Raw genomic sequence first — 25,774 nt, forward strand, 5'->3', positions numbered from 1 at the left:
TGAGTTCTTATAGGCAGCAGAAAGCAAGGTCGTGTAGATTAAACGCAATATTACTTTTCTTTTTGATGAGTATGTTAGTCTTTGTGTTATCTCAAGACAGTAAGTGTATTTTGCACATGTTGGAACTACCATGATTAGAAAAAATATTTTTGCACTCTCTTTGATGTTTGTATGCGCAGTTACCATAAACGCTGTGTATGCTGATGAAGGACAGTGGCAACCGCATCAATTAAAGCAATTACAAAGTGAGTTCGAGCGTGTGGGGATTGAACTTCCAGCTTCACAAGTGGCAGATCTAAACAAGTATCCGCTAAATGCTGTGGTTGGTTTAGGCTATTGCTCAGCGTCTTTTGTTTCACCAAAAGGGTTAGCAGTAACTAATCATCATTGTGCTTATGGTGCGATTCAGAATAACAGTACGCCAGAAAATAACTTAATCGAAAAAGGCTTTTTGGCAGCTGACTTATCGAAAGAACTACCAGCTGGTCCGCAAGAGCGTTTATATGTAACTGAACAAGTTGATGATGTTACTGAGCGTGTAGTGGGTAACTTACCTGCAGATCTACACGGCAAAGCTCGCTACGAAGCGATTCAAGCAAACCGTAAAGCCTTGATCAGTGAATGTGAATCAAATCCTAACTATCGTTGTACTGTTCGTGATTTCCACCATGGCTTAGAGTACTTCATGATCAAACAGCTCATGATCAAAGATGTGCGCTTAGTGTATGCTCCGGCAGAAGCGCTGGGTAATTTTGGTGGTGACATCGATAACTTTGAATACCCACGTCACACGGCCGATTTTACTTTTGTCCGTGGTTATGTCGGTAAAGATGGAAAGCCTGCAGATTACAGCGAAGATAACGTACCTTATGAGCCAAAATCATTCTTAAAAGTGAACACCAGTGGTGTAAGTTTAGGTGATGGTGTACTGGTTGCCGGTTATCCAGGTCGTACAAGCCGCTATAAGCTTGCAGATGAAGTAAATTATTCAGCGAGCTGGTATTACCCTACGTTACTGAATACCTACAATATGACCCTAGACGTAATCGCCAAGCAAAGCGAAGGCGATGAGCAAGCACAAGTAAAATATGCCTCTCGTGTAAAAAGTACTAACAACCGTTTAAAGAAACTGGAAGGCTTACAGGATGGCTTTAAAGTAACGGATATTCCGGGTATTAAAGCTGCGCAAGAACAAGCGTACCTAGCTTGGTTTGCACAAAGTGCTGAACGTAAAGCATACGCAGATTCATATCATGCATTGAAAGCATTGTTAGTTGAAGCGCATGCTCAGCAACAAAGTCACTTTTACTTTGACTATGCAAAACAGGCGGATCTACTAAGCACGGCAATTCGTTTATATCGTTTAGCTAAAGAAAGTGAAAAACCAAATGCCGAGCGCGAAATGGGTTACCAAGAGCGCGACCTTCCTATGCTTAAAGCGCGTTTAGAACGTTTACAAAAGCAGTTTACACCTGAGGTAGATAAAGCCTTATGGTTAAGCTACTTAGGTAACTATCTAGCGCAAGATAAAGCAGCCCAAGTTGCGGCATTAAACAACGGTTTAGGTATTACAGATACCACTACACAAGCCGAGCTTAAAGCGATTATTGCTTCTTTTTATGCTAATACAGAGCTTACAGATGTAGAAGCACGTGTTAACTGGATTGGTAAATCAGTAACAGAGTTTGAAGCATCAAACGACCCTTTTATAAAGCTTGCTGTTGCCCTATACGATACCAACATGGCACAAGAAGCTGATGAAAAAGAAATGGCGGGTCGTTTAGCAGAAATTCGCCCGCAGTATATGCAAGCCGTGATCGCTTTTAACAACGCCAAAGGTAAGCCAGTTTACCCAGATGCAAATGGCACTTTACGCGTAAGCTATGCACAAGTTGATGGTTACCCAGCGGCAGATGCCGTGTATAAAACACCTTTTACATCACTACGTGGTTTAGTGGCTAAACACACAGGTGAGAAGCCATTTGTTGTTACCGATAAAGTACTTGAAGCATACAAAAAGCAAGCGTTTGGCGCGTATTATCGTGGTGACTTAGGTCTACCTGGCGTAAGTTGTAGCTTATTTAGCTTTGGTTGTGAGCCACAAGCGGCTAAACCTCTTGAAGTTAACTCAGTACCAGTTAACTTTTTAAGTAGCGCTGATACCACTGGTGGTAACTCAGGTTCACCAGTCATGAATGGCAAAGGCGAATTAGTGGGTCTTAATTTTGACTCGACTTATGAATCAATCACCAAAGATTGGTACTTTAACGCTAAGATCACTCGCGCTATTCACGTTGATATTCGATACATGCTTTGGTTAATGGAAGAAGTTGATAACGCAGGTTACCTACTTGATGAGATGACCCTAGTTAAATAGCTCCGCTATGCTAATAGAAACCGCAGCAATTGCTGCGGTTTTTTTATGTCTTTAATTTTTGCCAATCTAACGTTTTTAATTTGTTTATTTTCAATACTTTTGTAATGTAAAAAGCAGATACTTTTACTTGGGACAAATAATGAGCGCCAAACAAATAATAAAAGCCATTTCAGTGAGTGTTGTGATGATAACGGCAAGCTTGAATGCCAGTGCAGCGAATACCGAAGCAATGTGGCCGGGCACGACTTATAATCAGCAAATACCAACATTTAAACAAGTGCTCGGGTATGATGTAGGTGAGCGCATCACCAATTACAACGGTATGCGTCGTTATCTTAGCGCCTTAGAACAAGCTGCGCCTGATCGTATTAAGGTGTTTAAGTACGCAAACAGCTGGGAAGGTCGTGAACTGGTTTATGCGGTGGTTGGCACAGCGGAGCATATTCGCTCATTAGAAACCCTCGCCAATAACACCCAAGCCTTGGCTGATCCGCGTATCACCTCTGAAAAAGAAGCTAAGTCGCTAATTAAAAATTTACCGACGTCTGTGTGGCTTCAGTATGCCGTGCACGGTAATGAAATTAGCTCAACCGATGCCGCATTATTTACTGCGTATCACTTACTAGCAGCCCCGAATGATGCCGTTAACAGCAAAATTTTGGACAACACCGTGGTGTTTATCGACCCATTGCAAAACCCTGATGGCCGTGAGCGCTTTGTTACTCGTTATTATGCGACCGTGGGTCTTGAGCACAGTGCAGATAGGCTAAGTGCAGAGCATAATGAGCCATGGCCAAGAGGCCGAACAAACCATTATTTGTTTGATATGAACCGTGATTGGTTAGCGCTTACTCAGCCTGAAAGTAAAGGCAGAGTGGCTGCAATCAATAAATATAAACCGCAGGTGGTGGTTGATATTCATGAAATGGGCGGTGACCAATCTTACTACTTTGCACCGGCTGCTCAGCCATTTAATCCGCATATGACGAAAACTCAAATCGCCAATATGGATGCAATTGGGCAAAATCATGCGAAGTATTTTGATGAGTTTGGCTTTGATTATTTTACCCGTGAGATTTTTGATGCCTTTTACCCAGGCTACGGTGATAGCTGGCCAGTATTTTATGGTGCATCAGCATCAACTTACGAAGTAGGCTCTGCACGTGGCCATGTGTTTGAGAAAAATACCGGTGAGCTACTCACCTATTTTAATACTGTAAAGCGTCAGTTTGTGGCCTCAATTTCGACTGCCGAAGGTGCTGCCAATCAACGTGAAAAACTACTAGGTGACTTTTATCAATATCAAGTTGATGCGATTGATTCGGGTAAAGATAGCAAAGAGCGTGTTTATATCTTACCTAAGCAAAGTAACCGTGAAGGCGCTCATAGATTAGCAACCTTAATGGCTGAGCATGGTGTTGAAGTTAAACAAGCAACTGAAGACTTCAAAGCCTGTGGCGTTAAGTATAAAGCGGGTAGCTATTTTATTGATACCGCGCAGCCTCGCGGGGTATTTGTGCGTACCACGTTTACAGACCAAGTAGACATGGCTGAGGCATTTGTAAAAGAGCAAGAAAGACGCCGTGCTCGTAACCTAGGTGATGAAATTTACGATGTCACAGGTTGGTCACTGCCGATGATGTTTAATGTAGAGAGCGATAGCTGTAGCCGCGCTGTTAGCGCAGATAGCAAAGCGGTTCAGGCCGACGACACATTGCTTGGCAAAGTGAATAATCCAGAAGCCTCAGTGGCTTATATTGTTGCTTGGGGTGATACGGCCGCAGCACGCTTTTTAACAGCAGCACTGCAAGCTGGCATTAAACTGAAAAGTGCTGACCAAGCCTTTATATTAGGTGATAAAACTAACTACCCAGCGGGCAGCTTAGTAATCGAAAAGCGCCTAAACGATAAAGATTTATTGACTAAAATTAGCCAAATTGCTGAGCAAACTGGTGCAATAGTTGATGGTGTGGATTCAAGTTGGGTGATTGAAGGGCCAAGCTTTGGCAGTAACAAAACAGTGCCTATGGTGGCACCAAAAGTGGCGATTGCATGGGATGCAGCTACTCATGAGCTAAGCGCCGGTAACACCCGTTTTGTTATCGAAAGACAGCTTGGCTATCCGGTAACCGCTATTCGCACACCAATGCTTGCATGGGCTGATTTAAGTGATTACCAAGTACTTATTTTACCTGAAGGTAATTATGAGCAAGCATTAGGTAAATCGGGTGCGGCTAATTTAAAAAGCTGGGTTGAAGCAGGCGGCGTGTTGATTGCGCTAGGCAATGCTAACCGCTTTACCACTCATGCTGATTATGGCTTATTAGATGTTAAACGCGAGCAAGCTTACCGAGAAGATAAAGCGGGTAGCAGCGATGATAAAAGCAGTAAAGTAGCAGGGCAGTTGTTCACTTCTCGTGATGATTTAAAAGCAGCGAGCATTGAGCCACATACATCGCCAGACTATGTAGCCGGTGTACTTGCTAATGTTGAAGTAGACCAAGAGCATTGGTTAACCGCAGGGGTTGATAAAGACCTCGTTGCGGTGGCTTACGGTAATGATATTTACACGCCAATAAAACTAAACTCAGGTAAAAACTTAGCGTGGTTTACAGGTAAAGATGATGTGCTAGCAAGTGGTTATCTATGGCAGCAAAATAAAGCACAGCTTGCGTATAAGCCATTGCTTATTCATCAGCCGCAGGGCAAAGGCATGGTGATTGGCTTTACACAATCATCAACCTACCGTGCATACCTTGAAGGAATGAATGTGTTGCTTAGTAATACTATATTCCGCGCAGCAGCGCACGCAAAATGATAAGCCGTCTAGCAAGAGTTGTAGCAGCTACTCTTGCTAGCTTATTTAAGCGTTACGATATTTTTACCCAATGACGTGGCTAAATTATTATAATAAGTCACTTCATTGATAAAATTTAGGTAAGCTTGATAAGTAATTTCTCCGCCATCTAATAAAGTGAAAATAGCCTCCCTTTATTTAGTGACTTAAAGTCATCATTTTGCATGTTTTTATCATACCAACTCACTTTCCCTGTTCTCCCCTCAAAAAAATTCAGATAATAAGTGCACCACTTCTGGTTAAACGGTGAGAAGAGAGCAACTGCCTGTTGGTGAGACGCTGTAATCGTCAAAAAATAAGAGTTGATACCATGAGTTACAAGCAGTTGAACGAAGGGCATGAGGCCTACTTATGCGAGGGGTTTAGCTATCGAGAGATAGGAAAAAGGCTTAAAGTGAGCCACAGTACCATAAGTCGTGAAGTTAGCCGCAATAGTACTCGAAGTCATTATTTGCCTGATGTTGTACATTCAAAGGCATGTAAACGAAAACATCTAGCTGCCAAGTATTCCATGCCAGCACTTACAATTGCGTTTGTTGAGTTTGGGTTTGAGCAAAAATGGACCCAGAGCAGATTTCGGGTGTAAGCAAAATTATCGGCCATCCAGTAAGTCATGAATGGATTTATGCCTATATTCAAAATGATAAATTGAGTGGTGGCAAACGTGTCACCATCCCAAATCGAGTTAGCATTGAGCATAGGCCTGCGATTGTTGACACTAAAACACGGTTTGGTGATTGGGAAGTGGATACAGTACTTGCTAAGCATAGTACGGGTGCAATCGCTAGTTTAGTCGAACGTACAAGTAAGTTTTACCTGATACGCAAAGTTCCAGCAAAAAGTGCAGCGCAAGTGAGCAGAGCAATGATAGGCATGTTGTGGCGTTATCGACGTCATGTTCATACGGTAACCGCAGATAATGTGCTATCGCTTATCCTGTGTAGTTTTTATTTTTCAGTAAATTAGAGTAGTTTTTTGATTTCGAAAGTTTGTTATTTTTACTTGCAATTCGCTTGCAACGTGCACTTTTACTGAACTCTATACTTTTATTGTGTATAATATCGCCCTCATTTTTATCACGAACAATAAAACAGTTGATGTTTGTTCGTGTGACGTTTAGTTTGCACACTCGAGCTAAAAGCCATCCCATCTGTTTCGGATCGTATCGTCCAACCCTCCAAGGGAGGCCATAGGGTGATTTGAGTTTTAGGGGGATGTCTTATCGAGTAAAGTTAGCCTTTGGGGTACCATGAGTAATTCAGTTAAATCAGGCGCTAAGCCAGAAAATACAAGTGATTCAGCCTTTCGCCGCTTTAGCGTTGCACCCATGCTGGATTGGACTGATTATCAGGTGAAGTAAGGCTTCTTTTTGGCTTTGGGGCATGTATGGGGCACCTACTTAGGCGTGGGGCACCGATTTTGCACTCAGGGACACCAACTGAGAAAAGTATTGCGATTGTGGGGCACCGACCTCATGAAGATAGAAAGCGCCAACGTTGGCGCTTTTTTTGTATCAAAATGGTGAGATTGTTGATCTGTTTTAGTATCATGAACGGGTATTGTTGTAATAATAGTTAAACTGCGTTAACATCGCGGCAACAATACAAGGCTGTAATTGTGACTAAATTAAGGATTGAAAATGATTAAACTAACAAAAAAGGCGCTATCAAAAGTATTTGGTGGTGGAAGTGGTGGCGGTGATGGTATCGAACCACCTAAAGCTGAACTATCAGAGCAGCAAGCAAAGGCTGTAGTTGGTGGTAATGGTGGTGGGGGCGATGGAATAGAACCTCCACTTGCTGACTCCGTTGCAAAAACAAGCTCGGGCTATCAACAAGTAAAGACAAAAAAGTGATTTAAGGAGAAATAGCAAGCCATGAATGAATTATTGGTCGCTACAGGGCATGTGATTAGGGGGCTTGAGGTAATTCTCCTAGTATACCTAGTGCTGAAGTTTAAAAGTCGCAGTTGGTCTTTGTTCTTTGGCGGCAAGGGGAGCCTAAAAACACCATCCGACCACGAAGTTCATTCATGCTTTATTTCGGCGCTGTGTGTTTTAGTATTTCATTTCTTTAGCGGGTCTTTAGCGCCATACATTGTAAGTATTGAAGGTATGGAAAAGTTGGAGCTTCGGCAATTCTTTTATTTCAGCATGTTGATGAGTTCGGTTGCATTTGCGACTGCTTTGTTTTTTTTACATGTTATTAGAGGGTGTAAATTTTCCGCTGTTGCGAGATATTGCCTTTACATAACATTTGCCATGATGTTGTTACAAACAACGCAGTTTGTGTTACGAGGGATGCTAGATATAAATAGCTTTTCACCTGTTTATAAGATAAGTGTGATGATTTTAAACGTCCTTAGTTTAATGGTTGTCTCGATGTATCCAATTTCTAAAATCGCAAAACTAAGAGCTAGGGAAGTATAATGGATTTGCTTGTTATTATTTTATTTTGTCATGTATTAATTATTGGTTATATTCGCCTTGCTGTGATTGGGTGGTGTGCAAATGCTGAGAGTAATGAGGGCAAAGAAGATGTGAGGGGGACTGCTTCACACCATATAGCTTATAAGCTAGGTCAGGCTCTCACAGAGCTACCAGTAAATAAAAGTTACTCGATAATAAAATCAGAAGTACATCCGACTGCTATCGAGTATTATCTGCGTACTAAGGGTGAGAATGTTAAGGTTGTAGATGTGCAAGAAAGGCCAAAGCTGAAGCTAGTAAAATAAAGTTGAGCGGGTTTCAGTTGCTAACCCGCTTTCACCTTTTCATTAGTACCGTAATATTGCTCAACAACTTCCTGTAAATCCTTGAACAACAACTTGCCATAAGCCTCAAAGTCCATCTTTTCAGTGTTAATTTCAACCCAATCAAGATAGCCGAATGTTTGAAGCGACTTTATCGCTTCATCAATAAAGCGTTGTTCATACTCGCCTTTGGTTATAAGTGTTTTAGGCTTTTGGTCATCTAAAGGACTAAATTGTCCCGCGTCAGGGTTGCTTTCGTCTGTAATCAACCAAAGAGCATACTTCTTAAACTCAGGGTGGTTCGCGACAGCCATTATCGCTGGTGCACCAACCTCGTTTACGCCTGTTTCATACTTCTTGTAACTACTAAAGCTAATTCCAACCAGTTCACTAAATTTTGATTGGGTTAAACCTGCTCGTTCGCGAATCAATCTAAATTTCTCACCCATTTTATTTGACATGGTTCCGCCTTCGGATCTATATTGCTTGTGTTGGTTCATTGAACTGCTTTTAATTGCTTTGAGTGTAGCCTTTGGTTCCGTTCAATGTTCTTTTGTTATTTTTTAAAGTCGACAATTAGAGAATAGCACACCAAAAGCGCATAAATGAACAGTGTAATGTCACTAGATACCTCTGGTAAATGGAGTTTTTGTATGAATATGTATTTTGCGTTGCTTGCTCGCTACCAATCCCCTGTAGTGAGTCTGAAAGATGTTAGTAAAGAGTTTTTCGGCATCATGCCTAAAACCGCCGAGCAGGATGCCAAGTGCGGAAAGTTGCCCATTCCGACCTTTAAGGCGCGAGATTCGGAGCGTTCACCGACCCTAGTCAATATCAGTGACCTAGCAGAGTACCTAGAAAAGCGCTACGAAGCAGGCCGCAACCAATGGCAACAAGTAAACGGGTGAAATCATGAATAATACAATAAACAGAAAAGACATCATTGTTTTAGATACAGAAACTACGGGCTTAGGTGATGATGCTGTGGTGTGTGAAATCGCGATAATTGACGGCTTCGGTAATACGTTGCTGAATTCGCTAGTTGACCCGATGGCAGAAATCCCAGACGGGGCAATTGCGATACACGGTATCACAAATGAGATGGTAAAAGGTCAGCCAACTTTTCATGAGATTCTACCCAAAGTTAAAAGCATTATCAGTGGAAGAACTCTGTGCATTTACAATGCCGACTACGATTTGCGCATTATCTCCCAATCTATCAGTTTTGAGCAATTGCTGTGGAATCGAATAACAGATTCTATCTGCGTGATGAAAGACTATGCCGAATATTACGGCGAAGTTAATTACTACGGTGATTTTAAATGGCAAAAGCTAGTCAATGCGTGTGAGCAACAGGGCATTGATACTTCAAAGTTTAATGCGCACCGCGCGCTTGCTGACTGCCAAATGACACTTGCGCTAATGAATAAATTTATGGTCATTGAGGGGTGAACCATGAGTCATTCAATCGTAGAAATCGACGAGTTAATCACCGAGCCATCACATTGGGATATTCAGAGAATGAAAATCCGCCAGTTGCGCGCTCAAATCAAATCACACAAAGCACAGCGCGAAGCCGAGCAGCAACGCATTGAGCAAGAGACGCGAGCCCAACGCAACGGCGAACGCAGCAACCAATTATTGAAATCAGCGCTAGCCATGGCAGCACGCAACCGCATGAGCGCAAGCAAAAGGGTGGTGTTATGAAATCACTTTTAAAATTAATAAGCGAGAGAATCGAACACTACTGGAAGCTTATTGATGAATACCAAAAGCTAACCCTAGATGAAAAGGAAAAAGCCAAGACAGAAGCGCGGGAGAATAAGGAGGCTCTTAAATTAATTCTTTGTGATATTGCCACTCTTAACGAATGGGGAGCTATTGAAACCAGCGAGGCGCTGCAAGAGATGCTTGATGATTTGCTGGAGTGTGAGAATTGCCAAAACAGCGATTTTGCTGGCAGCGAAACAGTTGGTTTGGTGTCGCAGCCGAATCGCGAAGTTGTAGAACATTGGCTATGTCGTAACTGCATTAAATACTTTGAAGAAAACGGCGCTCCTGGTTCGGTTGTTCGTAAAAATGATTGATTCACGTTCACTACCAATTTGCTGGGAGCTTGTCGGCAATAGCGAAAAGATGCAGCCCATTACCATTACTAGGGCTGCTCCGCATTGTTGGGGTAAGTTCGGTTTTGATAAGGTCGCAGAGCAAGTTAAAGAAAAGCTTGCGCTAATACCTACTAACCGCTTACGCCGCATTGCTGCGCATGGGTATGCGAAACGCTTTAACTCAGAGACAGCGAAAAACCCAGAGCGCTCAGCCAATATTTACCTGCGAAAAACCATTGAGCGAGTCACTGAAATTGTTGACCGTTCGCCACTTACTATCCGCGAATTAAACAGCAAAAAAGCCCGTAAAGATAAAGCTAAGCAGATCACCACGATTTGCCAGCAAATGGGTATTGTTGAGTTTGATGAAAGCACGACTCTTGAAGATGCTGAGCAACTGGTTTTTGCCAGTTACATTGCAATGCATGACTTCACGATGTCGCAAGGGGTGACACCGCCTTATCAAGCCACTTTTAACGCCGCCAAGTCCAAGAGAGTAAACGGTACTTGGGAGCGTTGCGATACCAATTTGCTAGCAGACCGATTAGAGCGCGGAATACGCCGCATGCAATGTGATAAATGGTGGTTGCGCAAACTAAACCGTTTACGCGACACCACACTTGAGCATTTAAATATCACTATGGGTCTGGTTAAAAAAGGGGTTTCCCCGTATGCCAGCAAAGATGCAGTTCAAGAGTTCCGCCACAGCAAAAAGTCACAACGTGAATGGGTTGAGTCCATGCAGCTTGAAAGCAAGGACGGCGAAACCATCGACCTGAAACACGTTTTTGACCATTCCATTTCTAACCCCGAAATCAGGCGCATTGAAATGATAGTTCGCATTCGTGGCTATAAAGAATGGGCAGAGGAAAAAGGCATGGCGTGCATGTTCTACACCGTTACTGCGCCGTCTAAGTACCACGCAAACAGTGATAAATATAACAACGCATCGCCACGCGAAACCCAAGAGTATTTGGTAAAGCAATGGTCGAAAGTCCGCGCTGAGTTATCCAAGGCTAAAATTGGGGTATTTGGTTTGCGTATTGTTGAGCCTCACGCAGATGCAACCCCGCACTGGCACATGGTGTTGTTTATGAAGCCAAGTGACGAAGCCACAGTTACAAACACCCTGCGCCGCTATGCCTTGCAACACGATGGCGACGAGGATGGGGCGGCGAAAAACCGTTTTGATGCCACGCCGGAAGATAAAAGCAAAGGCGATGCCGTGTCGTACATCATCAAATACATTTCCAAGAACATAAACGGCGCGCACATGGGCGATATGTTTGATGACGAAACGGGGCTACCTATTGAGCCTGAAAACGGCATTGTGATGAATGTAGCGGCATGGGCTAGTCGTTGGCGCATTCGTCAATTTCAGTTTATCGGCGGTGCGCCTGTTGGTATTTGGCGCGAGTTTCGCCGTGTTCCAAAGGAATCTGTTGAAAAGCTATCTGAAATCGCAAAAGAGATATTCGAAGCGGCCGACAATAGCCGCTTTGCTGAGTTTATTGAATTGCTCGGCGGCGCATTGGGTGAGCAATCAAGGCCAGTAGAGCTAGCCAAGGAAGAAAACGGTGCTAACGCATACGGAGAGCCAAAACAGCGCACCATAGGTATCGCATCGCGCGGGTTTACCTATGTAACTCGGGTTACTCAGTGGCTTTTAAAGAGGAGCGACAGCGACTCTCCTTGGAGCACTGGAAATAACTGTAATACCCCAGCCAATGATTGGCAGATTGGGCATGGGGAAAAGGTGAACCCCATTCATTTAATACCACCCGAACATCGAAAAGCGGTGATGCGGGGGGCAACTTACCAAGAAGATGATGAAATCAACCAAACCGTAACTCATTACTGGGTTCGCGGCGGGAATCTAATGCAGGAGTCAATGAGTTATGCAACACATAGTTAGGTCTATTAAGGACAAAATTGAAAAGGCGAAAAGCATGCCAGCCTACAAAGCGGGGCGAAAAGCTGAGCTAGCAGAAAAGGCGCTGGATGAAACCGTGCAACTGATATCTGAAATGGTCAGTCGAATAGAAATACTGGAGGCGACTTATGGCGAAATCGACTAACGAGGAACTAGGCGTAATTGAGTGTGACGGCTGCGGTACGTTCGCCAGCATACGCCGCCGCAAGAATGGCAAAAAGCTTTTTTATCTGCACTGTAAAAACTGCGGATTAGACCAAAGAAGCGGAGCGAATTTACAAGCGAAATGGGCGAAAGCGGTAAATAAACAATCCCAGCAACCGCAAGCTTTGCAGAGCGAAAATAGCGAAATGCAAACGCAGGTGGTTTTACACAATCCCGCACCTGATGAATGGGTGCCACAAACAGAACAAATTAGCGAACTAGGAGCGAAAGAGCATGCAGAATCAAGCGAACGACTTACCAGCGGAACTACAGAAAACAGCGATAGCGACGGCGATGGAGGATTTAACTTTTGGGGGTGGCTCGCAATCGGCGCAATCGGAGTTGCAGCAATCGCCACAGGTGGACGAATACAGCCATCTAGATAAATTCACGGCTGTTCAGGATGAGCAAGCGGGTGAAGTCGCCGAGTCGGAAGAAATGACCGAAAGCGACATTAGTGCGCTGGCGGGATATGGCGTTTCTTCGCTGGCTGACTTTATCGAGTCCACCATTGAAGCGCCAGTAACCATTGATAATGACACTCGCGAAGTGATTGCAGAAAAAGCCGCGCCTGTGGTGCGTAAATACTGCAAGGGCGGGATGCCCTCTTGGATGGTGAAGTGGAAAGAAGAAATTGAACTCGGCCTTGTTCTTGGCACTGCTGCGATTTCGGTCTTTAAGCAAATTAAGGCATACGAAAAAGAGAACACCAAGAGCGAATTAAATAGCGAAAATACGGAGGTTGTTAGTGGCCATTAACTCTAACAATGCTTTAAAAGCAAAGCATGTATGTTATTTGGCAGGAACTGGCGGCGGTAAAACTACCGCCGTTAAGTTGCTGAATATGGTGGGCGACCAATGCGCGATTTTCGATTTATACGGTGATTATAAATACGATGGCCGCAAGAAAGGGCATTTCAATGGTTTGGGTGGCCGTGCGGTGTATCACTACACAAACCGCAAGCAATTTGCTCAAGCGTTTGTGGAAGCGTGGCGTTCGGGTAAAAAGTTTGTTGTGGCGTACAGCCCTGAGTTCCCTAAATCCCTCAAAGGCGAGCAACTGAAAAAAGCCAAGCAAGCGGAGCTTTATTGGTTTGGTCAATTAATGTGGGAAGCCGCAGACGGCAACCGTGAACTACATGTTGTGATTGAAGAACTCGCCAAGTTAAGCGACACCGCAGGCAAAGACGATTCAATCATCGGTGAGTTGGCAACGGGTGGGCGAAAATTCGGTGTGATTTTGCACACGGTGTTTCAGCGTTCGCAGGAAGTGCCAAAAACCATCTGGAATAATTCGCCACGTAAAGTGCTTGGTGCGCAGGAAGCGCAAGCGGATGCAAAGCGGGTTTCAATTGAGTTGGATGCGGAATTAACGGACATTTACCTGATAAGTAAACTCAACGCTCGTTATGAAGATGAGCGGCTTTATTATTTGGTAAAAAGTAAGGGGGGAATAGGGAATATTGAGCCAAAAGTAATCCATTTAAAAACGGGTAAAGCCGAAAATCTGACATTTGACCAATTGAGGGCGGCGTAATGTTAAGTTTGCTTGAGTCCCTAAAGGGGCTGGGGAGTAAGGAGGTGCAGCCTTTTGATGCGGCTCGTCAGTCTGCTGAAAAAGTAGTGATTGGATTTGATAGCTTATATAACTCCAATCATGAATGGTTAAACGGTGTCATGAGAGAGAGTTTAACTTTTCATTTAAAAGTGCCTCATACCCAAAAACCACCTATGAATATCATGCTGGTGTTTAACTCGGGGTTGTTTTATTTCGTCGAAAGCAAATCGAAATTTAATCGTGTTTTTCTCAAAAAGAATGAGAAGCGCCACTACAAAGAAGTGAGTAGAGAGGAGTTGATAGAGGAAATCTATAAATTTTATTAGTCAAAAGAGCGAAAATTTCGCTCTTTTCGCTATAGGGGGAGCGAAAACCGTTTCCCTCAAGAGCGAAACGCCTGATTTATTACTTAGCGATTTTAAAACCAAACAAGGTAATCATCGCATGTTAAATAAATCTACTCTGACATCCGTGGGTGTCACTCTTGGCGTTTTAGCCATCCTCAATAACGTTCGCGCCTTGCGTTCAATCAAACGCACAATCGTAGGTTAAGGGGGCGCAATGTTAGAAGTTTCTCCACTAAATAACCTAACTGGTGTTGCTGCTGGCGGCAGTGTTTCGTTAACGCTGCCAGTTGGCCGCACATACGAAAAAATTCATTTTGAATATTCAGGCGTAACACCTGCACAAATCAAAAATCTAAAAGTTGAGCTACAAGGCCGAACGCTAACAGAGTACGCCACGCTGCAAGACCTGCTTGACGAAAATGCATATTTTAAACGTGAGCAGGTTGACGGTATTGCAACGCTGTACTTTGTGCGTCCTGAGATTGAGGGTGTATTAAATCCATCATTGGTTGAGCAACGCTTTTTTGCGTTGGGTACAACTGGTCTGTCTATCGCACAAATCAAATTTGATATCGCAACGGATGCAACTGCGCCAGTGATTAAAGCGTTTGCTGAAAAATCTTCTGGGAGTGCTCCTGGTTGGTTATTCAAACGCCGTTCGTTCCGCTACAACTTTGCGGTTGGTATCAACGAAATTGAAAACTTACCGCGTCCATTGGGTGCAAAAATCGCGCTAATTGAAATTAAAAAAGCGGGCGTTACGTCTGCCGAATTTCTAGTAAACAACGTGAAATGGCGTGACCACATTCCTGCACCACTACACACGCACCACCTAAAGCAGCGCGGCCGTTCACCGCGAACCAATACACATGCAATTGACCTGTTTTTGGCAGGGGATGTATTTAGTGCACTAGCGCTGGATAACACCATCAATGACATGCGTTTACGTGTTGAGGCATCTGAAGCGGGTAGCGCTGAAGTGGTCGTGCATTACTTCGATGACTACGCAAAATCAACATTCTAAGGGGGTTGACCAATGCAACCAGAGGGAGCGCCAACAATGGCGGCAACTACAACGGGCGGCGGTTGGTGGGATGGCGCGAACTCATTTTTGGGTAACGCGCTGAAAATTTGGGGCGATGTCGAAAAAGTTAAGGCTATCAAGTCATCAAACGGCATCACCCAAAACGAACACATGAACACCGCAGAGCTAGACAATGGTGCGGCGGTACTTGTGGACGCACCAAAAACTCAAACCGCGCAACCTACTGAACCAATGGTGTTTGGTTTACCACAATCAACCGTACTGTACGGATTTGGTGGGTTGTTGGCTGTAGCACTAATTATGAAGGCAATGAAATGAAAGGTAATCCGAAGAACTTAAAGTATTTTGCGTATGGCGTGGCTATCTCGGTCGCGGGTGCAATTTTGGCTGACTATGTACGTGATTGGATGCGCAAACCTGCGGGGCAGTCGTAATGTTTGGCGCAATGCTAGGTGCAACGGGTGCGATACCCGGTATGACTAATGGGGCTGGGAGTCCCATTAGTTCAGGCGCAACATCTGGCACTGGCGACCAAATGCAGCGAATTGGTTTTCAGGGTGGAAATATCAATTTCGGTGGCGGCACTAACAACCAGTTGTTGATTATTGGTGCTGTGGCAATTGCTGCTTTATTTCTGTTGAAAAAATAGGGGGCGGTATGCGCGTGGCGCACATTAGTGAAATTCATCAAATTAAATCAGCGGCAGCGGCAGACTATGAAACCGTAAAAAATGAAGTGGCGCATGGTTCGGCGGTACTGGTTGAGTTTGAGGGGTGCTATTGCGTGTTGCGTGTAGACCGTGACGGGTTGTGTGTGGTGTGTGCAGCAGGTAAAAACCTGCTGGCGATTGCACCAAAAGTGGTGTCGTTAGCTCGCCGCATTTCAGCCCCCTCCATTGTTTACCACACAAAACGCACGGCGTTGAAACGTTTATTGTCGGCCTATCAATTTGTGTACGAGTCGACGGACGAAGACGGCTATGCAATTTATAGGATGACGCTAAATGGGTAGTAAATCCAGAAGTACATCACGCCAAACCACCAATAACACCAGTACGAGTATTGGTGTTCAGGGTGACAATAACGGCTTTATCACAAATGGCAGCGGCAACACGTACAACATGACTGACGGCGGACTGGTTAGCGCGATTGAGTCACTAGGTGCGGGGTTGGTTGATGCAAATATCGCGGGTTTTGATGCTGCTGGCAGCATGACCCGAGACGGATTTGATTTTGCAGGGAATGTAAATCGCGACTCACTAGATTTCGCGGGCGATGCACTGTCAATGACTCGAAACATTGCGGGTGACAGTATCAACGCACAAAACTCACTAACGCGAGATGCGCTGGCAGAAAATGGCGATTTAGCGCGTGAGATGTTGGGGCTGTCTGCTGGTATCAATAGCGATGTTATTGGTTTTGCTGGTGACACGCTAAATACAACGATTGGTGCGATAGGGGATGCAAACGCACGAATTACTGACGTTGCCAGTTACGCAATGGATAACTCGGCGCAACTCGCTGGCCTATCAATTGATGCCGCCGACAATGCAAATGCACGCATGACAGACGTTGCAGTGTATTCCATGGATAACGCATCAAACTTAGCAAAGGATTTGGGGGCGCAGGTAATTACAGCAACGCAGGACGCATACAAAGACGCCAGCGACCAAACTATTTTGGCGCATAAGCAAGCACTGCAGTTCGCAGACCATTCCACGCGCTCGGATGGTCAGCAACTCGCAATCAGCACCAACAAAACCATGATGTACGTCATGTTGGGTTTAGGTGGCATGGGTATGGCCGTAGCAATGATGAGGGCTAATTGATGTTATTGAAAAAAATCTTAGAGCCGAACTTTATTACTGAAATTAACGCCTTTGGTCAGTTTATAAAGCTGGTGAACTGTGAGAATCAAGTAAAGCTACGTGCTACGCGTGACGGGAACACTGTTATTGAAACCGAGATTCGATCTGGTTTTGAGTTACAGACAGCCGAGTCTTTTGATTTATTGGTGCTTTTATCAGATGTAGAGCAAACCATTGATATTTGGGTGTCGAAACACTCTCTTAAATATGATGCTCCCACAGGCGGGAGTAACAGAGCACTGAGCTATATGGCGGAGCACTATGGTGGTACACAGCAAGTATTGCCGTTTGAGGCCAGTCGAATGGCCGTTACATTGTTTAGTGATACGCACGATTTTTGGTATGGCGGGAAAGGGTGTACGCCAGAGACGGGAATACCTGTACGAGCTGGCATTGAGAAGAAAATCAACTCATCTTCTGAAATATACGTCTCTATCAATGAGCCACCACTGTATATCTCTGGTAGCACATATACCACAGTAAACGCATTGGACGGTAATGAGGGGCGCTATGGTGGTGATTATGGGGCTGAAAAACCTGATTATTGGGCGTGCACATCAACGGCTCATGCGGTATACGTTGTTGAGCGGCATATCAATCAATACGACCAATACGGTGCGATGCGGGTTTCAGAACAGGGCGTGAACCTGCTAAATATCACTGGCAATATTGCTGATGTCGTCGTCGTTGATTATGACAAAGATCGTGTCGCGGCGCTGTATGAAAACGGCCTCATCATGGTTTATGAAATGGGTCAAAAAGTTGCGCAATATGACACACTCAAGGCGAAAGTGCCGCTAAACTGGGCAAAACTGATGTATGACGGCACGCGATTTATTGCGTTTCAGCGAGGGGAAAGCGCCGCAAATTGGTATACACCTAGCGACATAAATACGCCTGTATTTTCAATACCATATAACTTGAACCTTACTGTTAAAAAGACATTCTACGATAAGCACCGCCAGCGCGTTTACGCCATTTGTAGCTCGCCGGGCAATGATTATTTTTATGATTTAACGGGGGCGTCAGGTGTTTGTGAAACATTCCCGCATGCACTGGGGCGACCAATTGGTGATGTCTTCGGCTCCCTTATTGTATATCCAGATGTCCGATTTAGTAGCACTCATATCACAGCAATCGCAGGTGGTGCGGGGTTCGTATTCAACCGTGAATCTACCGCTATCACTGAGTTGGTTGATGTTCAATTCGTTGCGGCACAATCCCGTGGGGCGGTGTACGCAATCAAAAATGGTACGCAGTTAATCTCTGAGGATGACGGCGTCACATTTATGCCTATCCCGAGCGACAGTACTGATTTTGGTGGTGGTACGGTACTAGGCACATTCAGCTCAAACCAATTCATTACCTATCCACTAACCAAAAATACGGACGACAGATATAGAGCGCGCCTATATGACACTGAGGTGTCACAAGCGAGCCCAGTCTCTAGGTTGAGGGTGTTTAAGGAAATGAAATGATGAAGTTAGACACTACACACATCATCACCGCATTAATTGTTTTGGGAATAGGGGTATATATGACAACGCAACAAGCTGCGCGGGGTATCCGCAATAACAACCCGTTGAATATTGAGGCGGGTGAAAATTGGGTTGGGTTAGTGGGCAGTGATGGCCGTTTTGCTATTTTTGAAACCGCTGAGCATGGTATTCGTGCCGCCGCTCGTATTCTGCGAACCTATGCGCATAAATACGATATTCGAAATGTCAGCGACATTATTAGCAGATGGGCTCCACCCAATGAGAATGACACGGCAGGATATATCGCGTTCGTGTCGAGCAGAGCTAATGTGGACAGCAATAAAACACTGGATGATAGCGAATACCCACGGGTGATTGAGGCTATGATTCAAATGGAAAACGGTGAGCAGCCGTACTCTATGGATGAAATTCAGCGCGGTTTTCAGTGGGGATTTTATGGGTAACTTCATTAGCAAAAACCTGAGTCTATTGCTCACTATTGGGGGTGTTTACTACATTTACCAATACATCAATAGCGGCTCAAAATCATTTACCGAACCACTCGGGAATCTGCTGGCCAAACTGCAATTTCAGGCGAACGGCTCGCATGATATTGAACGAGCATGGGCAGGATTTTTTCTTGATAAATCAAAACTGGATTTTAGTTACAAGGTCAAAGATGAGCTGTGGCTGGAAGCGGTTATCAAACTAAACCCTAAAAATCAGGCATTGGTGGACACCATTTTTGATGCTGAAATGAGGCTGCGGCCTGAGTATCAGGTGTTGTTAGACGGTGAGGTCTCACCACAAACAGTAGTAACCGTGCAAGCGAGGTAAGGCATGGATATCAGTCAAGACACAATACTCACGATACTGGCGAATGCTATATTTCTGTATGGGGCTGTAACGACCAACAAAACAGATATTCGATGGCTCAAGGAATCGGTCAAAGAAATCAAGGAAAAAATCCAGTAGAGTTTGGGGACATTTTGGGGCTATCCCAGAGAAAAACATACCCCAACATATCCACTGCTAAAATCTAAAACGTAGATATGGCGGGGTATGTAGGGGTATTCACATTGGTTTTTGGGGTTCGACTCCCTCACTACTACAAATCCTCTTTATCATGCAGTTTGTGCGGAAACAGTTGGGTGTAAACCTGCCACAAAATATTTAGATTACGATGCCCTGTAACCTGTGCAACTTCTTCAATCGTGTAGCCTTTTTCAAACAAGCGGCTTGCTCCCTCTCTGCGTAAATCGTGATAGCGCAAATCTTCAATGCCCAACTCATTACGTACTCGTTGGAATCCCGATGCAACGCTACGCGGGTTGTAAGGGAATATCCTTTCGCCTGTTTTGGGTTGGCGCTTCACAATGTCAAATGAGCCGCCAAGGAGCGGCACCACCATGTGATTGCCTTCTTTCTTGCGCGGGTCTTTTCTGTCGCGAACTATTACAGTTTTGTGCGTGGTGTTTAGGTCATCCCACGTGATTTTGCACACCTCACCAATACGCATGCAGGTCAACAAGCTAAAATCCAAAATATCTAAATAAGGGATGCGGGTTGCGCCGTTCGGACGGTATTCCATGCGCTTTTGTAGACCTAGCCGCAATGCCTCAAGTTCGTTGTCTGTGGGGCGGCGAGTGCGCTTTTGGCTTTTACCTACTAGTCCCATGTCTATTAGTGTTGGCACTGCATCTTCAAATATTTGATAGTTTGCTGTGATGTCCCACACAGACATTGCTTTTTTCATGACGCTTCGCAAATACGCGATGTCGTGGTAAATAGTGGGCGGACTGGCTCCTGCATTGCGGCGGTGTCTACAGTGTTCAATTAGATGACTGGTTCTCAGTTCATTACTATCTATCTGTGATATGTCGCAGTCCATTAGCATTTTAATTACGTAGCGTTTTGTCCTGCCAGTTTTTGACCATAAATCGTGGTCCTCATAGTACAAATTTAGCAGTTCACCGAGAGTAACCGTTTTGTATGTTTTTAAACCATTGACCTCAATTTGCTCAATGCGCCTCTTACCCCAAGTGCGGGCATGCTCGCTTTTAGTGAAAGTTTTAGATTCTCGGTGTATAATTACGCCCGATTTTTTTACGCGCACTAATGCGCGGTAATTATATTCACCGTTGGATTTTTTGCGTTTCTCAATGGTTAATGATGCCATGGTCGTCCTACAAAAATTGGGGCACATATGGGGCACCATATAACGAAATTGACGGAAATTCAAGGCGATTCGGGGCACTAGAGGTAACATGCAAAACCCATATAAATCAGGCGTTACGCCAATAAATACAGGTGATTCGGCGTTTCGCCGCTTTAGCGTTGCGCCGATGCTGGATTGGACGGATCGCCATTGCAGAACCTTTCACCGCAAGCTTACTAAACATGCGGTGCTGTACACTGAAATGATCACTACAGGTGCAATTATTTTTGGTAAAGGGGATTATTTGGCATTTGGTGCGCATGAGTTACCAGTGGCGTTGCAATTGGGTGGCTCTGATCCTAAGGCGCTGGCAGAGTGTGCTAAGCGTGCTGAGGAATATGGCTACAGTGAGGTAAACCTAAATGTGGGTTGCCCGTCAGATCGCGTGCAAAATGGTCGCTTTGGTGCGTGTTTAATGGCTGAGCCTCAGTTAGTTGCTGATTGTGTGGCGGCGATGAAGTTACAAGTGAATATTCCGGTAACGGTAAAAACGCGCATTGGTATTGATGAACAAGATTCCTATGAGTTTCTTACGGCGTTGATTGAAGCCTCGCTGGCGGTGGGCTGTGATGACTTTATCATTCATGCCCGTAAAGCATGGTTGCAAGGCTTAAGCCCGAAAGAAAACCGTGAGATCCCACCATTAGATTATCCTCGCGTTTATCAATTAAAGAAAGACTATCCAGATCTGCATATCAGTATTAATGGTGGTGTTAAAACTCTTGAGGAATGCCAGCATCATTTGGCTCACCTTGACGGCGTAATGGTTGGCCGTGAAGCCTACAGCAACCCGTTTATGTTGTCGCAGGTTGATGAGCTGCTATATGGCGAAGCTGCGTTTACGCAAACTCGCCATCAAGTCGTAAGAAGCATGTATGACTACTTTGAAAGTGAAATGTCGAATGGTGCAAACTTTTGGCATATTGCGCGTCACATGTTGGGTATTTTTCAAAATCAGCCCGGTGCGAGAGGATTCCGTCGTCATTTATCTGAAAACGGTCACAAAAAAGAGGCTGGCATTGAGGTGATGGAAAAGGCGCTGTCTTTTGTACCTGAAGTATAAAATGCGCTAGCTCAATCCTGTGTGTGAAAAAGACGATTTTATCGTCTTTTTCACTATTTAATGTATCTCAATAAATCTATTTTTCTTTTCAAAAAATCTTAACTCAATGATTTAATTTTGTTTTTATTTTTGGCACGGCTCTTGGAGTAGTCTAACTATATTATAAAAGGAGCCGAACAATGACCATCATCAACAGAATTGAAGATCTTATCAAAGCAGAACTTAACGCGTTACTAGACAAAGCAGAAGACCCACAAAAAATGGCAACTCAGTTAGTGCGTGATTTAGAAGAAGCGCTATCTGATTGTCGTACAACGGCAGCTGAGCTTATTTGCCAACAAAAAGTAGCGCAGCGCCAAGTTGAGCAAGCAAATAAAGCTGCGACAACGTGGCAAAGCAAAGCCGAACATGCTCTTGAAAAAGGTCGTGAAGATCTTGCCCGCTCAGCCCTTGAGCAAAAGCAGGGAGAAACCGAAAAAGCGCAAGAAGCACAGCAAAAAATTGATGATCTAACGCCTGCCCTTGAAAAACTCAGCGCAGATGCGGACAAGTTGCAAAGCAAAATTCAGCAATTAAAGGCAAAAGAAAAGGCCATGTTGCGCCGCTTGGAAGCTGGTAAGGCAAGGTTAACCATCAAACAAACGCTGAATAGTGACGATATGCACTCTGCAACGCGCAAGTTCGACGAGTTAGAACGTAAGGTGGCGCGCCTTGAAGCTGAAGTCGAATCCTATGACTTAGGGCAGCCCGATGTATGGCAGCGCTTTGAAGATGAGCAAAAGCAACAACAAATCGACGATGAATTAGCCCAACTGAAGCAAAAAATGGCGAGCTAGGCTCGCCCACAGCAACGACTGAGCAATCAAAGCGAAAGGGGATAAAGATGAAAAATAGATATCAATCAACACTGTCTCAAATGAATAGTTCAAAGAAAATTGGTGGCGTATGTGCGCAACTCGCACAACGTTTTGATATGCCAATTTGGTTAACGCGTTTACTAACGGTATTGCTGTTTTTTAAGTTTCCAATGTTGGTGTTATTGGCGTATGGCGTCGCTTGGTTTGCAATGCCAAAAACGCAATACGAAAACTAAGTAACGGCGACGAGGTAGGCACTATGAAAGTCGTGGCCGGTATATTATTAGCGCTAGTATTTTTATTGGCGCTATCTTGGGTGTCACTGCCACTAATCTGGTTAGACATCAGCGATCTGCAACTCGATATGGGATTTGACCTAGGTTGGTTTGGCTTTGAAATACTCACGTTGCTATTTGCAATTGTAGCGCTGGTGGTGCTAGGAGCACTCTTGAGCGCAGGTATTTTGGGGCTGCTCCTTACTGTGTTCATTGGGTTAGTAATGACATTGCTATTTAATTCGCTGATAGTGCTATTTCCACTCATCTGTATTATTGCAATTGTGTGGTTAGTGGTGGACAAATCTGCTCAAGTAAAAGTGTGAGCAGTGGGTTTTTGTTGGTGGTAGGAGATAAAAAACACGCTAAATTGGGATCTGTGATATAGTTATTTGCAGTTATAAATCCAAGGAAAGCCAACATGAAATCAAGTGTAATCAAAACCTTAATTTTTGCTTTATCAACTTTTATCGGCTTTAACGCTTCAGCTCATCAAGGGCATGAACATGGTGAACATCATCATGATTCGGAGCAACTTTCTGTTCACAACGCAACCGTGCGTGCATTTTTACCAGCAGCACCTTCAACTGCAGGTTATCTCGTTATTGAAAACCCAACGCAGCAAAATAAAGTGTTGGTTAAAGCTGCGCTCGAAGGCGTTAAGCGTGTTGAAATTCACGAGCATATTCATAAAGAAGATATGATGAAAATGCAACGTGTTGACGAGCTCGCTATTCCAGCTGGTAAGTCAGTGACATTTCAGCCTGGTGGTTATCACTTAATGGTGTTTGAACCAGTAGAAACATTAAAAGTCGGTGAGAAGCGTAAGCTTACGCTATATTTTGCTGATGGCGATAGGATCTTCACCATGGCAGAAGTCGTCGCACTTGCAGACATGTTTGGTGGTAAAGAAAAATCAAACGCAGGACATCACTCTCATCACTAAAAACAGTGAGGTATTAAATGGGAAATCATACGGGAAAAATCATCTCTGGCATTATCGCTGTCATACTTCTGGGTTATGTTATAGCCGTATATTGGAGTGTGGAACCAGAACAGTTTGACGTCGTCGCGGCTGCAAAAGCGGATGCGCAGAAAAATGGCAATACATTAGTCACTGGATATGTGACAACACATACCTTGATTAAAGTGACAGATACGCTTTTAAATAAGCCTGGTGGTTACTTGTCGAACGACATGATGCCACCGAGCGTAATGATGGATAACATGCCGGCTTGGGAGTATGGCGTGCTTGAGATGACACGAGATCTTACACTTTCGATGCGTAAAGACTTTAGTCGTTCACAGTCTCAATCGACTGAACACCCAAGTTTAAAGCTAGCCCAACCACAGTTTAATATCAGTTCAACAGCGTGGATGTGGCCAAGTGCTGAGGGTGAATATCAAAAAGGTAATGACTTGCTGCGTCAGTATTTGACGCAAATTTCTGATAACAGTAACCGCGACAGCCAGTTTTATGCGCGTGCGGATAACTTGAGAGCTTGGCTAAAAGAAGCTGAAAAACGCATGGGCAGCCTAAGCCAAAGGTTAAGCGCAAGCGTAGGGCAAGATAGGTTAAACACCGACTTAGCTGGGGATTCGGCAGCTGATCAAGCAACCATGACGCCAAGCCATAATATGGTGAAAACCTCTTGGTGGCAGATTGATGATGTATTTTATGAAGCCAGAGGTGCCACGTGGGCGTTACTGCACTATATGAAAGCAGTAGAGCATGACTTTAGACCTGTGCTTGAAAAGAAAAATGCACTTGTCAGCCTACAGCAGATCATCAGAGAGCTAGAGGCGACTCAAGAGACAGTGTGGAGCCCTATGGTGTTAAACGGCAGTGGCTTTGGCTTGGTAGCGAATCATTCTCTGGTTATGGCAAATTATATTTCGCGAGCCAATGCGGCTCTCATCGAACTTAGTGAACTTTTAGCGCAAGGATAACATCATGAAAAAACACTTTTTAGCAGCGGCATTATCTCTCGCTTGCTTAGCACCTGCTGCACACGCAGACACGGTACTCGGGCTTTATGTCGGTGCAGAAGGGTGGGATACCGAAACCGAAGGTAGCTTTGCTGAAAAAGGCAATATGCAAAGCTTTAACTTTGACGATGAAACTTTTACGAGTTTCTATGCTGCACTTGAGCACCCAGTACCGCTAGTACCAAATATCAAGTTACGCTATACCGAGCTTGAGTTAAATGGTCAAACGACGTTAACAGAGTCTTTTGACTTTGGTGGCCAAGTTTATACGGTAGGTACTGACGCGACAACAAACGCAGATCTAAACCACATCGACTACACATTGTATTACGAAGTACTAGATAATGACTTGTTGACGCTAGACTTTGGTGTGAACTTTAAGCAGTTTGACGGTTCTATCATGGTAACTGGTACTGCAAATGGTCAAACACGCACAGAAGAGGTTGAATTCTCAGGCTTTGTTCCTCTAGGTTATTTGCGCGGTGAAGTGGGTTTACCACTTACAGGGCTAAGTGTTTTTGCCGAAGGCAGCATGCTTGCAATTGATGACAGCAAAATCCAAGATTATCAAATTGGTATCGCTTATGAGCTTATCGATAATATGGCTGTTGATGTTGCGGTAAAAGTGGGTTACCGCTCTATGGTACTGGAGCTAGATGATATTGACGATATCTACACTGATTTGGATGTCTCAGGCCCATTTGCAGGGGTCCAACTACACTTCTAAGATAGTGTAGTTTACTCTTTTAGCGGCTTGGTACGAGTGATCGACCAAGCCGCTTTTGTTTGGTAAATAACCTGAGGTTTGGATAAGGAATGTTCCAACTCATTGTTGCTAAAGCACAAC

At 44.4% G+C, this 25,774-nt stretch carries 31 protein-coding genes and 1 pseudogene; 30 read left to right on the top strand and 2 right to left on the bottom strand.

Annotated features, from left to right (window positions below):
• Positions 1 to 130: 130 nt before the first annotated feature.
• The 6 genes and pseudogenes from CWC03_RS00760 to CWC03_RS00785 all read left to right on the top strand — a co-directional run bounded on the left by CWC03_RS00760 (position 131) and on the right by CWC03_RS00785 (position 7,967).
• Positions 131 to 2,377: a S46 family peptidase gene (locus CWC03_RS00760; RefSeq protein WP_502705362.1), complete on the top strand. Its 2,247-nt coding sequence runs from the start codon at positions 131 to 133 to the stop codon at positions 2,375 to 2,377.
• A 139-nt stretch (positions 2,378 to 2,516) separates the two neighbouring features.
• Complete coding sequence (locus tag CWC03_RS00765) at positions 2,517 to 5,195, top strand: M14 family metallopeptidase (protein WP_138580182.1); 2,679 nt, start codon at positions 2,517 to 2,519, stop codon at positions 5,193 to 5,195.
• Between the two features lie 349 nt (positions 5,196 to 5,544).
• Positions 5,545 to 6,155: pseudogene (locus tag CWC03_RS23945) on the top strand (IS30 family transposase); the annotation flags it as partial.
• 718 nt (positions 6,156 to 6,873) lie between these two features.
• Positions 6,874 to 7,089, top strand: coding sequence for a hypothetical protein (locus CWC03_RS00775; protein ID WP_138580183.1), 216 nt, complete (start codon positions 6,874 to 6,876; stop codon positions 7,087 to 7,089).
• A 21-nt stretch (positions 7,090 to 7,110) separates the two neighbouring features.
• Entirely contained in the window at positions 7,111 to 7,662 is a 552-nt protein-coding gene (locus tag CWC03_RS00780; RefSeq protein WP_138580184.1) for a hypothetical protein, read from the top strand.
• Complete coding sequence (locus CWC03_RS00785) at positions 7,662 to 7,967, top strand: hypothetical protein (protein WP_138580185.1); 306 nt, start codon at positions 7,662 to 7,664, stop codon at positions 7,965 to 7,967. Before CWC03_RS00780 ends, CWC03_RS00785 begins: the two co-directional genes overlap by 1 nt.
• 20 nt (positions 7,968 to 7,987) lie before the next feature.
• On the opposite strand, the gene CWC03_RS00790 is transcribed toward CWC03_RS00785, so the two are convergent.
• Positions 7,988 to 8,446, bottom strand: a complete 459-nt coding sequence (locus CWC03_RS00790) for a helix-turn-helix domain-containing protein (protein WP_212748143.1) — start codon at positions 8,444 to 8,446, stop codon at positions 7,988 to 7,990.
• Between the two features lie 144 nt (positions 8,447 to 8,590).
• Between CWC03_RS00790 and CWC03_RS00795 the strand changes: the two genes are divergently transcribed.
• The 17 genes from CWC03_RS00795 (at position 8,591) to CWC03_RS00870 (ending at position 19,362) form a co-directional block, all read left to right on the top strand.
• Complete coding sequence (locus CWC03_RS00795; protein ID WP_249313908.1) at positions 8,591 to 8,893, top strand: pyocin activator PrtN family protein; 303 nt, start codon at positions 8,591 to 8,593, stop codon at positions 8,891 to 8,893.
• 4 nt (positions 8,894 to 8,897) lie between these two features.
• Positions 8,898 to 9,437, top strand: coding sequence for a 3'-5' exonuclease (locus CWC03_RS00800; RefSeq protein ID WP_138580186.1), 540 nt, complete (start codon positions 8,898 to 8,900; stop codon positions 9,435 to 9,437).
• A gap of 3 nt (positions 9,438 to 9,440) precedes the next feature.
• Complete coding sequence (locus CWC03_RS00805) at positions 9,441 to 9,692, top strand: hypothetical protein (protein ID WP_138580187.1); 252 nt, start codon at positions 9,441 to 9,443, stop codon at positions 9,690 to 9,692.
• The gene (locus CWC03_RS00810) at positions 9,689 to 10,072 is read left to right on the top strand and encodes a hypothetical protein (RefSeq protein WP_138580188.1); all 384 of its coding nucleotides are present in this window, start codon (positions 9,689 to 9,691) and stop codon (positions 10,070 to 10,072) included. The genes CWC03_RS00805 and CWC03_RS00810 overlap by 4 nt, the downstream gene beginning before the upstream one ends.
• Complete coding sequence (locus tag CWC03_RS00815; protein WP_212748144.1) at positions 10,065 to 12,008, top strand: replication endonuclease; 1,944 nt, start codon at positions 10,065 to 10,067, stop codon at positions 12,006 to 12,008. Before CWC03_RS00810 ends, CWC03_RS00815 begins: the two co-directional genes overlap by 8 nt.
• A 34-nt stretch (positions 12,009 to 12,042) precedes the next feature.
• Complete coding sequence (locus CWC03_RS23870; protein ID WP_283234882.1) at positions 12,043 to 12,171, top strand: hypothetical protein; 129 nt, start codon at positions 12,043 to 12,045, stop codon at positions 12,169 to 12,171.
• Between the two features lie 293 nt (positions 12,172 to 12,464).
• On the top strand, positions 12,465 to 12,989 hold the full coding sequence (locus tag CWC03_RS00820) for a hypothetical protein (protein WP_138580189.1): 525 nt from the start codon (positions 12,465 to 12,467) through the stop codon (positions 12,987 to 12,989).
• On the top strand, positions 12,979 to 13,767 hold the full coding sequence (locus tag CWC03_RS00825; RefSeq protein WP_249313909.1) for a P-loop NTPase family protein: 789 nt from the start codon (positions 12,979 to 12,981) through the stop codon (positions 13,765 to 13,767). Before CWC03_RS00820 ends, CWC03_RS00825 begins: the two co-directional genes overlap by 11 nt.
• Positions 13,767 to 14,114, top strand: a complete 348-nt coding sequence (locus CWC03_RS00830) for a hypothetical protein (protein ID WP_138580190.1) — start codon at positions 13,767 to 13,769, stop codon at positions 14,112 to 14,114. Before CWC03_RS00825 ends, CWC03_RS00830 begins: the two co-directional genes overlap by 1 nt.
• Before the next feature lie 235 nt (positions 14,115 to 14,349).
• The gene (locus CWC03_RS00835) at positions 14,350 to 15,159 is read left to right on the top strand and encodes a major capsid protein P2 (RefSeq protein ID WP_138580191.1); all 810 of its coding nucleotides are present in this window, start codon (positions 14,350 to 14,352) and stop codon (positions 15,157 to 15,159) included.
• A 12-nt stretch (positions 15,160 to 15,171) separates the two neighbouring features.
• Positions 15,172 to 15,498 (top strand): hypothetical protein, encoded by a 327-nt coding sequence (locus tag CWC03_RS00840; protein WP_138580192.1) that lies wholly within the window; start codon positions 15,172 to 15,174, stop codon positions 15,496 to 15,498.
• 115 nt (positions 15,499 to 15,613) lie between these two features.
• Positions 15,614 to 15,829, top strand: coding sequence for a hypothetical protein (locus tag CWC03_RS00845; protein ID WP_138580193.1), 216 nt, complete (start codon positions 15,614 to 15,616; stop codon positions 15,827 to 15,829).
• Positions 15,830 to 15,837: 8 nt separating this feature from the next.
• A complete protein-coding gene (locus CWC03_RS00850; RefSeq protein WP_138580194.1) occupies positions 15,838 to 16,191 on the top strand; it encodes a hypothetical protein in 354 nt (117 codons plus the stop codon).
• Positions 16,184 to 17,008 carry a hypothetical protein gene (locus CWC03_RS00855; protein ID WP_138580195.1) on the top strand — a complete coding sequence of 275 codons (825 nt, stop codon included), beginning with the start codon at positions 16,184 to 16,186 and terminating at the stop codon, positions 17,006 to 17,008. Before CWC03_RS00850 ends, CWC03_RS00855 begins: the two co-directional genes overlap by 8 nt.
• Positions 17,008 to 18,525 (top strand): hypothetical protein, encoded by a 1,518-nt coding sequence (locus CWC03_RS00860; protein WP_138580196.1) that lies wholly within the window; start codon positions 17,008 to 17,010, stop codon positions 18,523 to 18,525. Before CWC03_RS00855 ends, CWC03_RS00860 begins: the two co-directional genes overlap by 1 nt.
• A complete protein-coding gene (locus CWC03_RS00865) occupies positions 18,522 to 18,989 on the top strand; it encodes a virion protein (RefSeq protein WP_249313910.1) in 468 nt (155 codons plus the stop codon). The genes CWC03_RS00860 and CWC03_RS00865 overlap by 4 nt, the downstream gene beginning before the upstream one ends.
• Positions 18,982 to 19,362 carry a hypothetical protein gene (locus tag CWC03_RS00870; RefSeq protein ID WP_138580197.1) on the top strand — a complete coding sequence of 127 codons (381 nt, stop codon included), beginning with the start codon at positions 18,982 to 18,984 and terminating at the stop codon, positions 19,360 to 19,362. Before CWC03_RS00865 ends, CWC03_RS00870 begins: the two co-directional genes overlap by 8 nt.
• Before the next feature lie 271 nt (positions 19,363 to 19,633).
• Here CWC03_RS00870 and CWC03_RS00875 read toward each other — a convergent pair whose 3' ends face one another.
• The gene (locus CWC03_RS00875; RefSeq protein ID WP_138580198.1) at positions 19,634 to 20,704 is read right to left on the bottom strand and encodes a tyrosine-type recombinase/integrase; all 1,071 of its coding nucleotides are present in this window, start codon (positions 20,702 to 20,704) and stop codon (positions 19,634 to 19,636) included.
• An 88-nt stretch (positions 20,705 to 20,792) separates the two neighbouring features.
• On the opposite strand from CWC03_RS00875, the gene dusA reads away from it, so the two are divergent.
• The 7 genes from dusA (at position 20,793) to CWC03_RS00910 (ending at position 25,654) form a co-directional block, all read left to right on the top strand.
• The gene (gene dusA / locus CWC03_RS00880; protein ID WP_138580199.1) at positions 20,793 to 21,806 is read left to right on the top strand and encodes a tRNA dihydrouridine(20/20a) synthase DusA; all 1,014 of its coding nucleotides are present in this window, start codon (positions 20,793 to 20,795) and stop codon (positions 21,804 to 21,806) included.
• Positions 21,807 to 21,985: 179 nt separating this feature from the next.
• Positions 21,986 to 22,642, top strand: a complete 657-nt coding sequence (locus tag CWC03_RS00885; RefSeq protein WP_138580200.1) for a PspA/IM30 family protein — start codon at positions 21,986 to 21,988, stop codon at positions 22,640 to 22,642.
• A gap of 47 nt (positions 22,643 to 22,689) precedes the next feature.
• Positions 22,690 to 22,899: a PspC domain-containing protein gene (locus CWC03_RS00890; RefSeq protein WP_128727601.1), complete on the top strand. Its 210-nt coding sequence runs from the start codon at positions 22,690 to 22,692 to the stop codon at positions 22,897 to 22,899.
• Positions 22,900 to 22,922: 23 nt separating this feature from the next.
• The gene (locus CWC03_RS00895) at positions 22,923 to 23,264 is read left to right on the top strand and encodes a hypothetical protein (protein WP_138580201.1); all 342 of its coding nucleotides are present in this window, start codon (positions 22,923 to 22,925) and stop codon (positions 23,262 to 23,264) included.
• 95 nt (positions 23,265 to 23,359) lie between these two features.
• Positions 23,360 to 23,884, top strand: a complete 525-nt coding sequence (locus tag CWC03_RS00900; RefSeq protein ID WP_138580202.1) for a copper chaperone PCu(A)C — start codon at positions 23,360 to 23,362, stop codon at positions 23,882 to 23,884.
• A 17-nt stretch (positions 23,885 to 23,901) separates the two neighbouring features.
• Complete coding sequence (locus tag CWC03_RS00905; RefSeq protein ID WP_010376722.1) at positions 23,902 to 24,888, top strand: DUF2333 family protein; 987 nt, start codon at positions 23,902 to 23,904, stop codon at positions 24,886 to 24,888.
• Positions 24,889 to 24,892: 4 nt separating this feature from the next.
• A complete protein-coding gene (locus tag CWC03_RS00910) occupies positions 24,893 to 25,654 on the top strand; it encodes a TIGR04219 family outer membrane beta-barrel protein (RefSeq protein WP_138580203.1) in 762 nt (253 codons plus the stop codon).
• Positions 25,655 to 25,774: the final 120 nt, after the last annotated feature.

This window comes from Pseudoalteromonas sp. S2755 (genome assembly GCF_005886535.1).
Classification (GTDB): domain Bacteria; phylum Pseudomonadota; class Gammaproteobacteria; order Enterobacterales; family Alteromonadaceae; genus Pseudoalteromonas.

Coding starts and splice junctions, on each gene's coding strand:
- CWC03_RS00760 (WP_502705362.1), top strand. CDS start 131: ATGATTAGAAAAAATATTTTTGCACTCTCTTTGATGTTTGTATGCGCA.
- CWC03_RS00765 (WP_138580182.1), top strand. CDS start 2,517: ATGAGCGCCAAACAAATAATAAAAGCCATTTCAGTGAGTGTTGTGATG.
- CWC03_RS00775 (WP_138580183.1), top strand. CDS start 6,874: ATGATTAAACTAACAAAAAAGGCGCTATCAAAAGTATTTGGTGGTGGA.
- CWC03_RS00780 (WP_138580184.1), top strand. CDS start 7,111: ATGAATGAATTATTGGTCGCTACAGGGCATGTGATTAGGGGGCTTGAG.
- CWC03_RS00785 (WP_138580185.1), top strand. CDS start 7,662: ATGGATTTGCTTGTTATTATTTTATTTTGTCATGTATTAATTATTGGT.
- CWC03_RS00790 (WP_212748143.1), bottom strand. CDS start 8,446: ATGTCAAATAAAATGGGTGAGAAATTTAGATTGATTCGCGAACGAGCA.
- CWC03_RS00795 (WP_249313908.1), top strand. CDS start 8,591: ATGAACAGTGTAATGTCACTAGATACCTCTGGTAAATGGAGTTTTTGT.
- CWC03_RS00800 (WP_138580186.1), top strand. CDS start 8,898: ATGAATAATACAATAAACAGAAAAGACATCATTGTTTTAGATACAGAA.
- CWC03_RS00805 (WP_138580187.1), top strand. CDS start 9,441: ATGAGTCATTCAATCGTAGAAATCGACGAGTTAATCACCGAGCCATCA.
- CWC03_RS00810 (WP_138580188.1), top strand. CDS start 9,689: ATGAAATCACTTTTAAAATTAATAAGCGAGAGAATCGAACACTACTGG.
- CWC03_RS00815 (WP_212748144.1), top strand. CDS start 10,065: ATGATTGATTCACGTTCACTACCAATTTGCTGGGAGCTTGTCGGCAAT.
- CWC03_RS23870 (WP_283234882.1), top strand. CDS start 12,043: ATGCCAGCCTACAAAGCGGGGCGAAAAGCTGAGCTAGCAGAAAAGGCG.
- CWC03_RS00820 (WP_138580189.1), top strand. CDS start 12,465: ATGCAGAATCAAGCGAACGACTTACCAGCGGAACTACAGAAAACAGCG.
- CWC03_RS00830 (WP_138580190.1), top strand. CDS start 13,767: ATGTTAAGTTTGCTTGAGTCCCTAAAGGGGCTGGGGAGTAAGGAGGTG.
- CWC03_RS00835 (WP_138580191.1), top strand. CDS start 14,350: ATGTTAGAAGTTTCTCCACTAAATAACCTAACTGGTGTTGCTGCTGGC.
- CWC03_RS00840 (WP_138580192.1), top strand. CDS start 15,172: ATGCAACCAGAGGGAGCGCCAACAATGGCGGCAACTACAACGGGCGGC.
- CWC03_RS00845 (WP_138580193.1), top strand. CDS start 15,614: ATGTTTGGCGCAATGCTAGGTGCAACGGGTGCGATACCCGGTATGACT.
- CWC03_RS00850 (WP_138580194.1), top strand. CDS start 15,838: ATGCGCGTGGCGCACATTAGTGAAATTCATCAAATTAAATCAGCGGCA.
- CWC03_RS00855 (WP_138580195.1), top strand. CDS start 16,184: ATGGGTAGTAAATCCAGAAGTACATCACGCCAAACCACCAATAACACC.
- CWC03_RS00860 (WP_138580196.1), top strand. CDS start 17,008: ATGTTATTGAAAAAAATCTTAGAGCCGAACTTTATTACTGAAATTAAC.
- CWC03_RS00865 (WP_249313910.1), top strand. CDS start 18,522: ATGATGAAGTTAGACACTACACACATCATCACCGCATTAATTGTTTTG.
- CWC03_RS00870 (WP_138580197.1), top strand. CDS start 18,982: ATGGGTAACTTCATTAGCAAAAACCTGAGTCTATTGCTCACTATTGGG.
- CWC03_RS00875 (WP_138580198.1), bottom strand. CDS start 20,704: ATGGCATCATTAACCATTGAGAAACGCAAAAAATCCAACGGTGAATAT.
- dusA (WP_138580199.1), top strand. CDS start 20,793: ATGCAAAACCCATATAAATCAGGCGTTACGCCAATAAATACAGGTGAT.
- CWC03_RS00885 (WP_138580200.1), top strand. CDS start 21,986: ATGACCATCATCAACAGAATTGAAGATCTTATCAAAGCAGAACTTAAC.
- CWC03_RS00890 (WP_128727601.1), top strand. CDS start 22,690: ATGAAAAATAGATATCAATCAACACTGTCTCAAATGAATAGTTCAAAG.
- CWC03_RS00895 (WP_138580201.1), top strand. CDS start 22,923: ATGAAAGTCGTGGCCGGTATATTATTAGCGCTAGTATTTTTATTGGCG.
- CWC03_RS00900 (WP_138580202.1), top strand. CDS start 23,360: ATGAAATCAAGTGTAATCAAAACCTTAATTTTTGCTTTATCAACTTTT.
- CWC03_RS00905 (WP_010376722.1), top strand. CDS start 23,902: ATGGGAAATCATACGGGAAAAATCATCTCTGGCATTATCGCTGTCATA.
- CWC03_RS00910 (WP_138580203.1), top strand. CDS start 24,893: ATGAAAAAACACTTTTTAGCAGCGGCATTATCTCTCGCTTGCTTAGCA.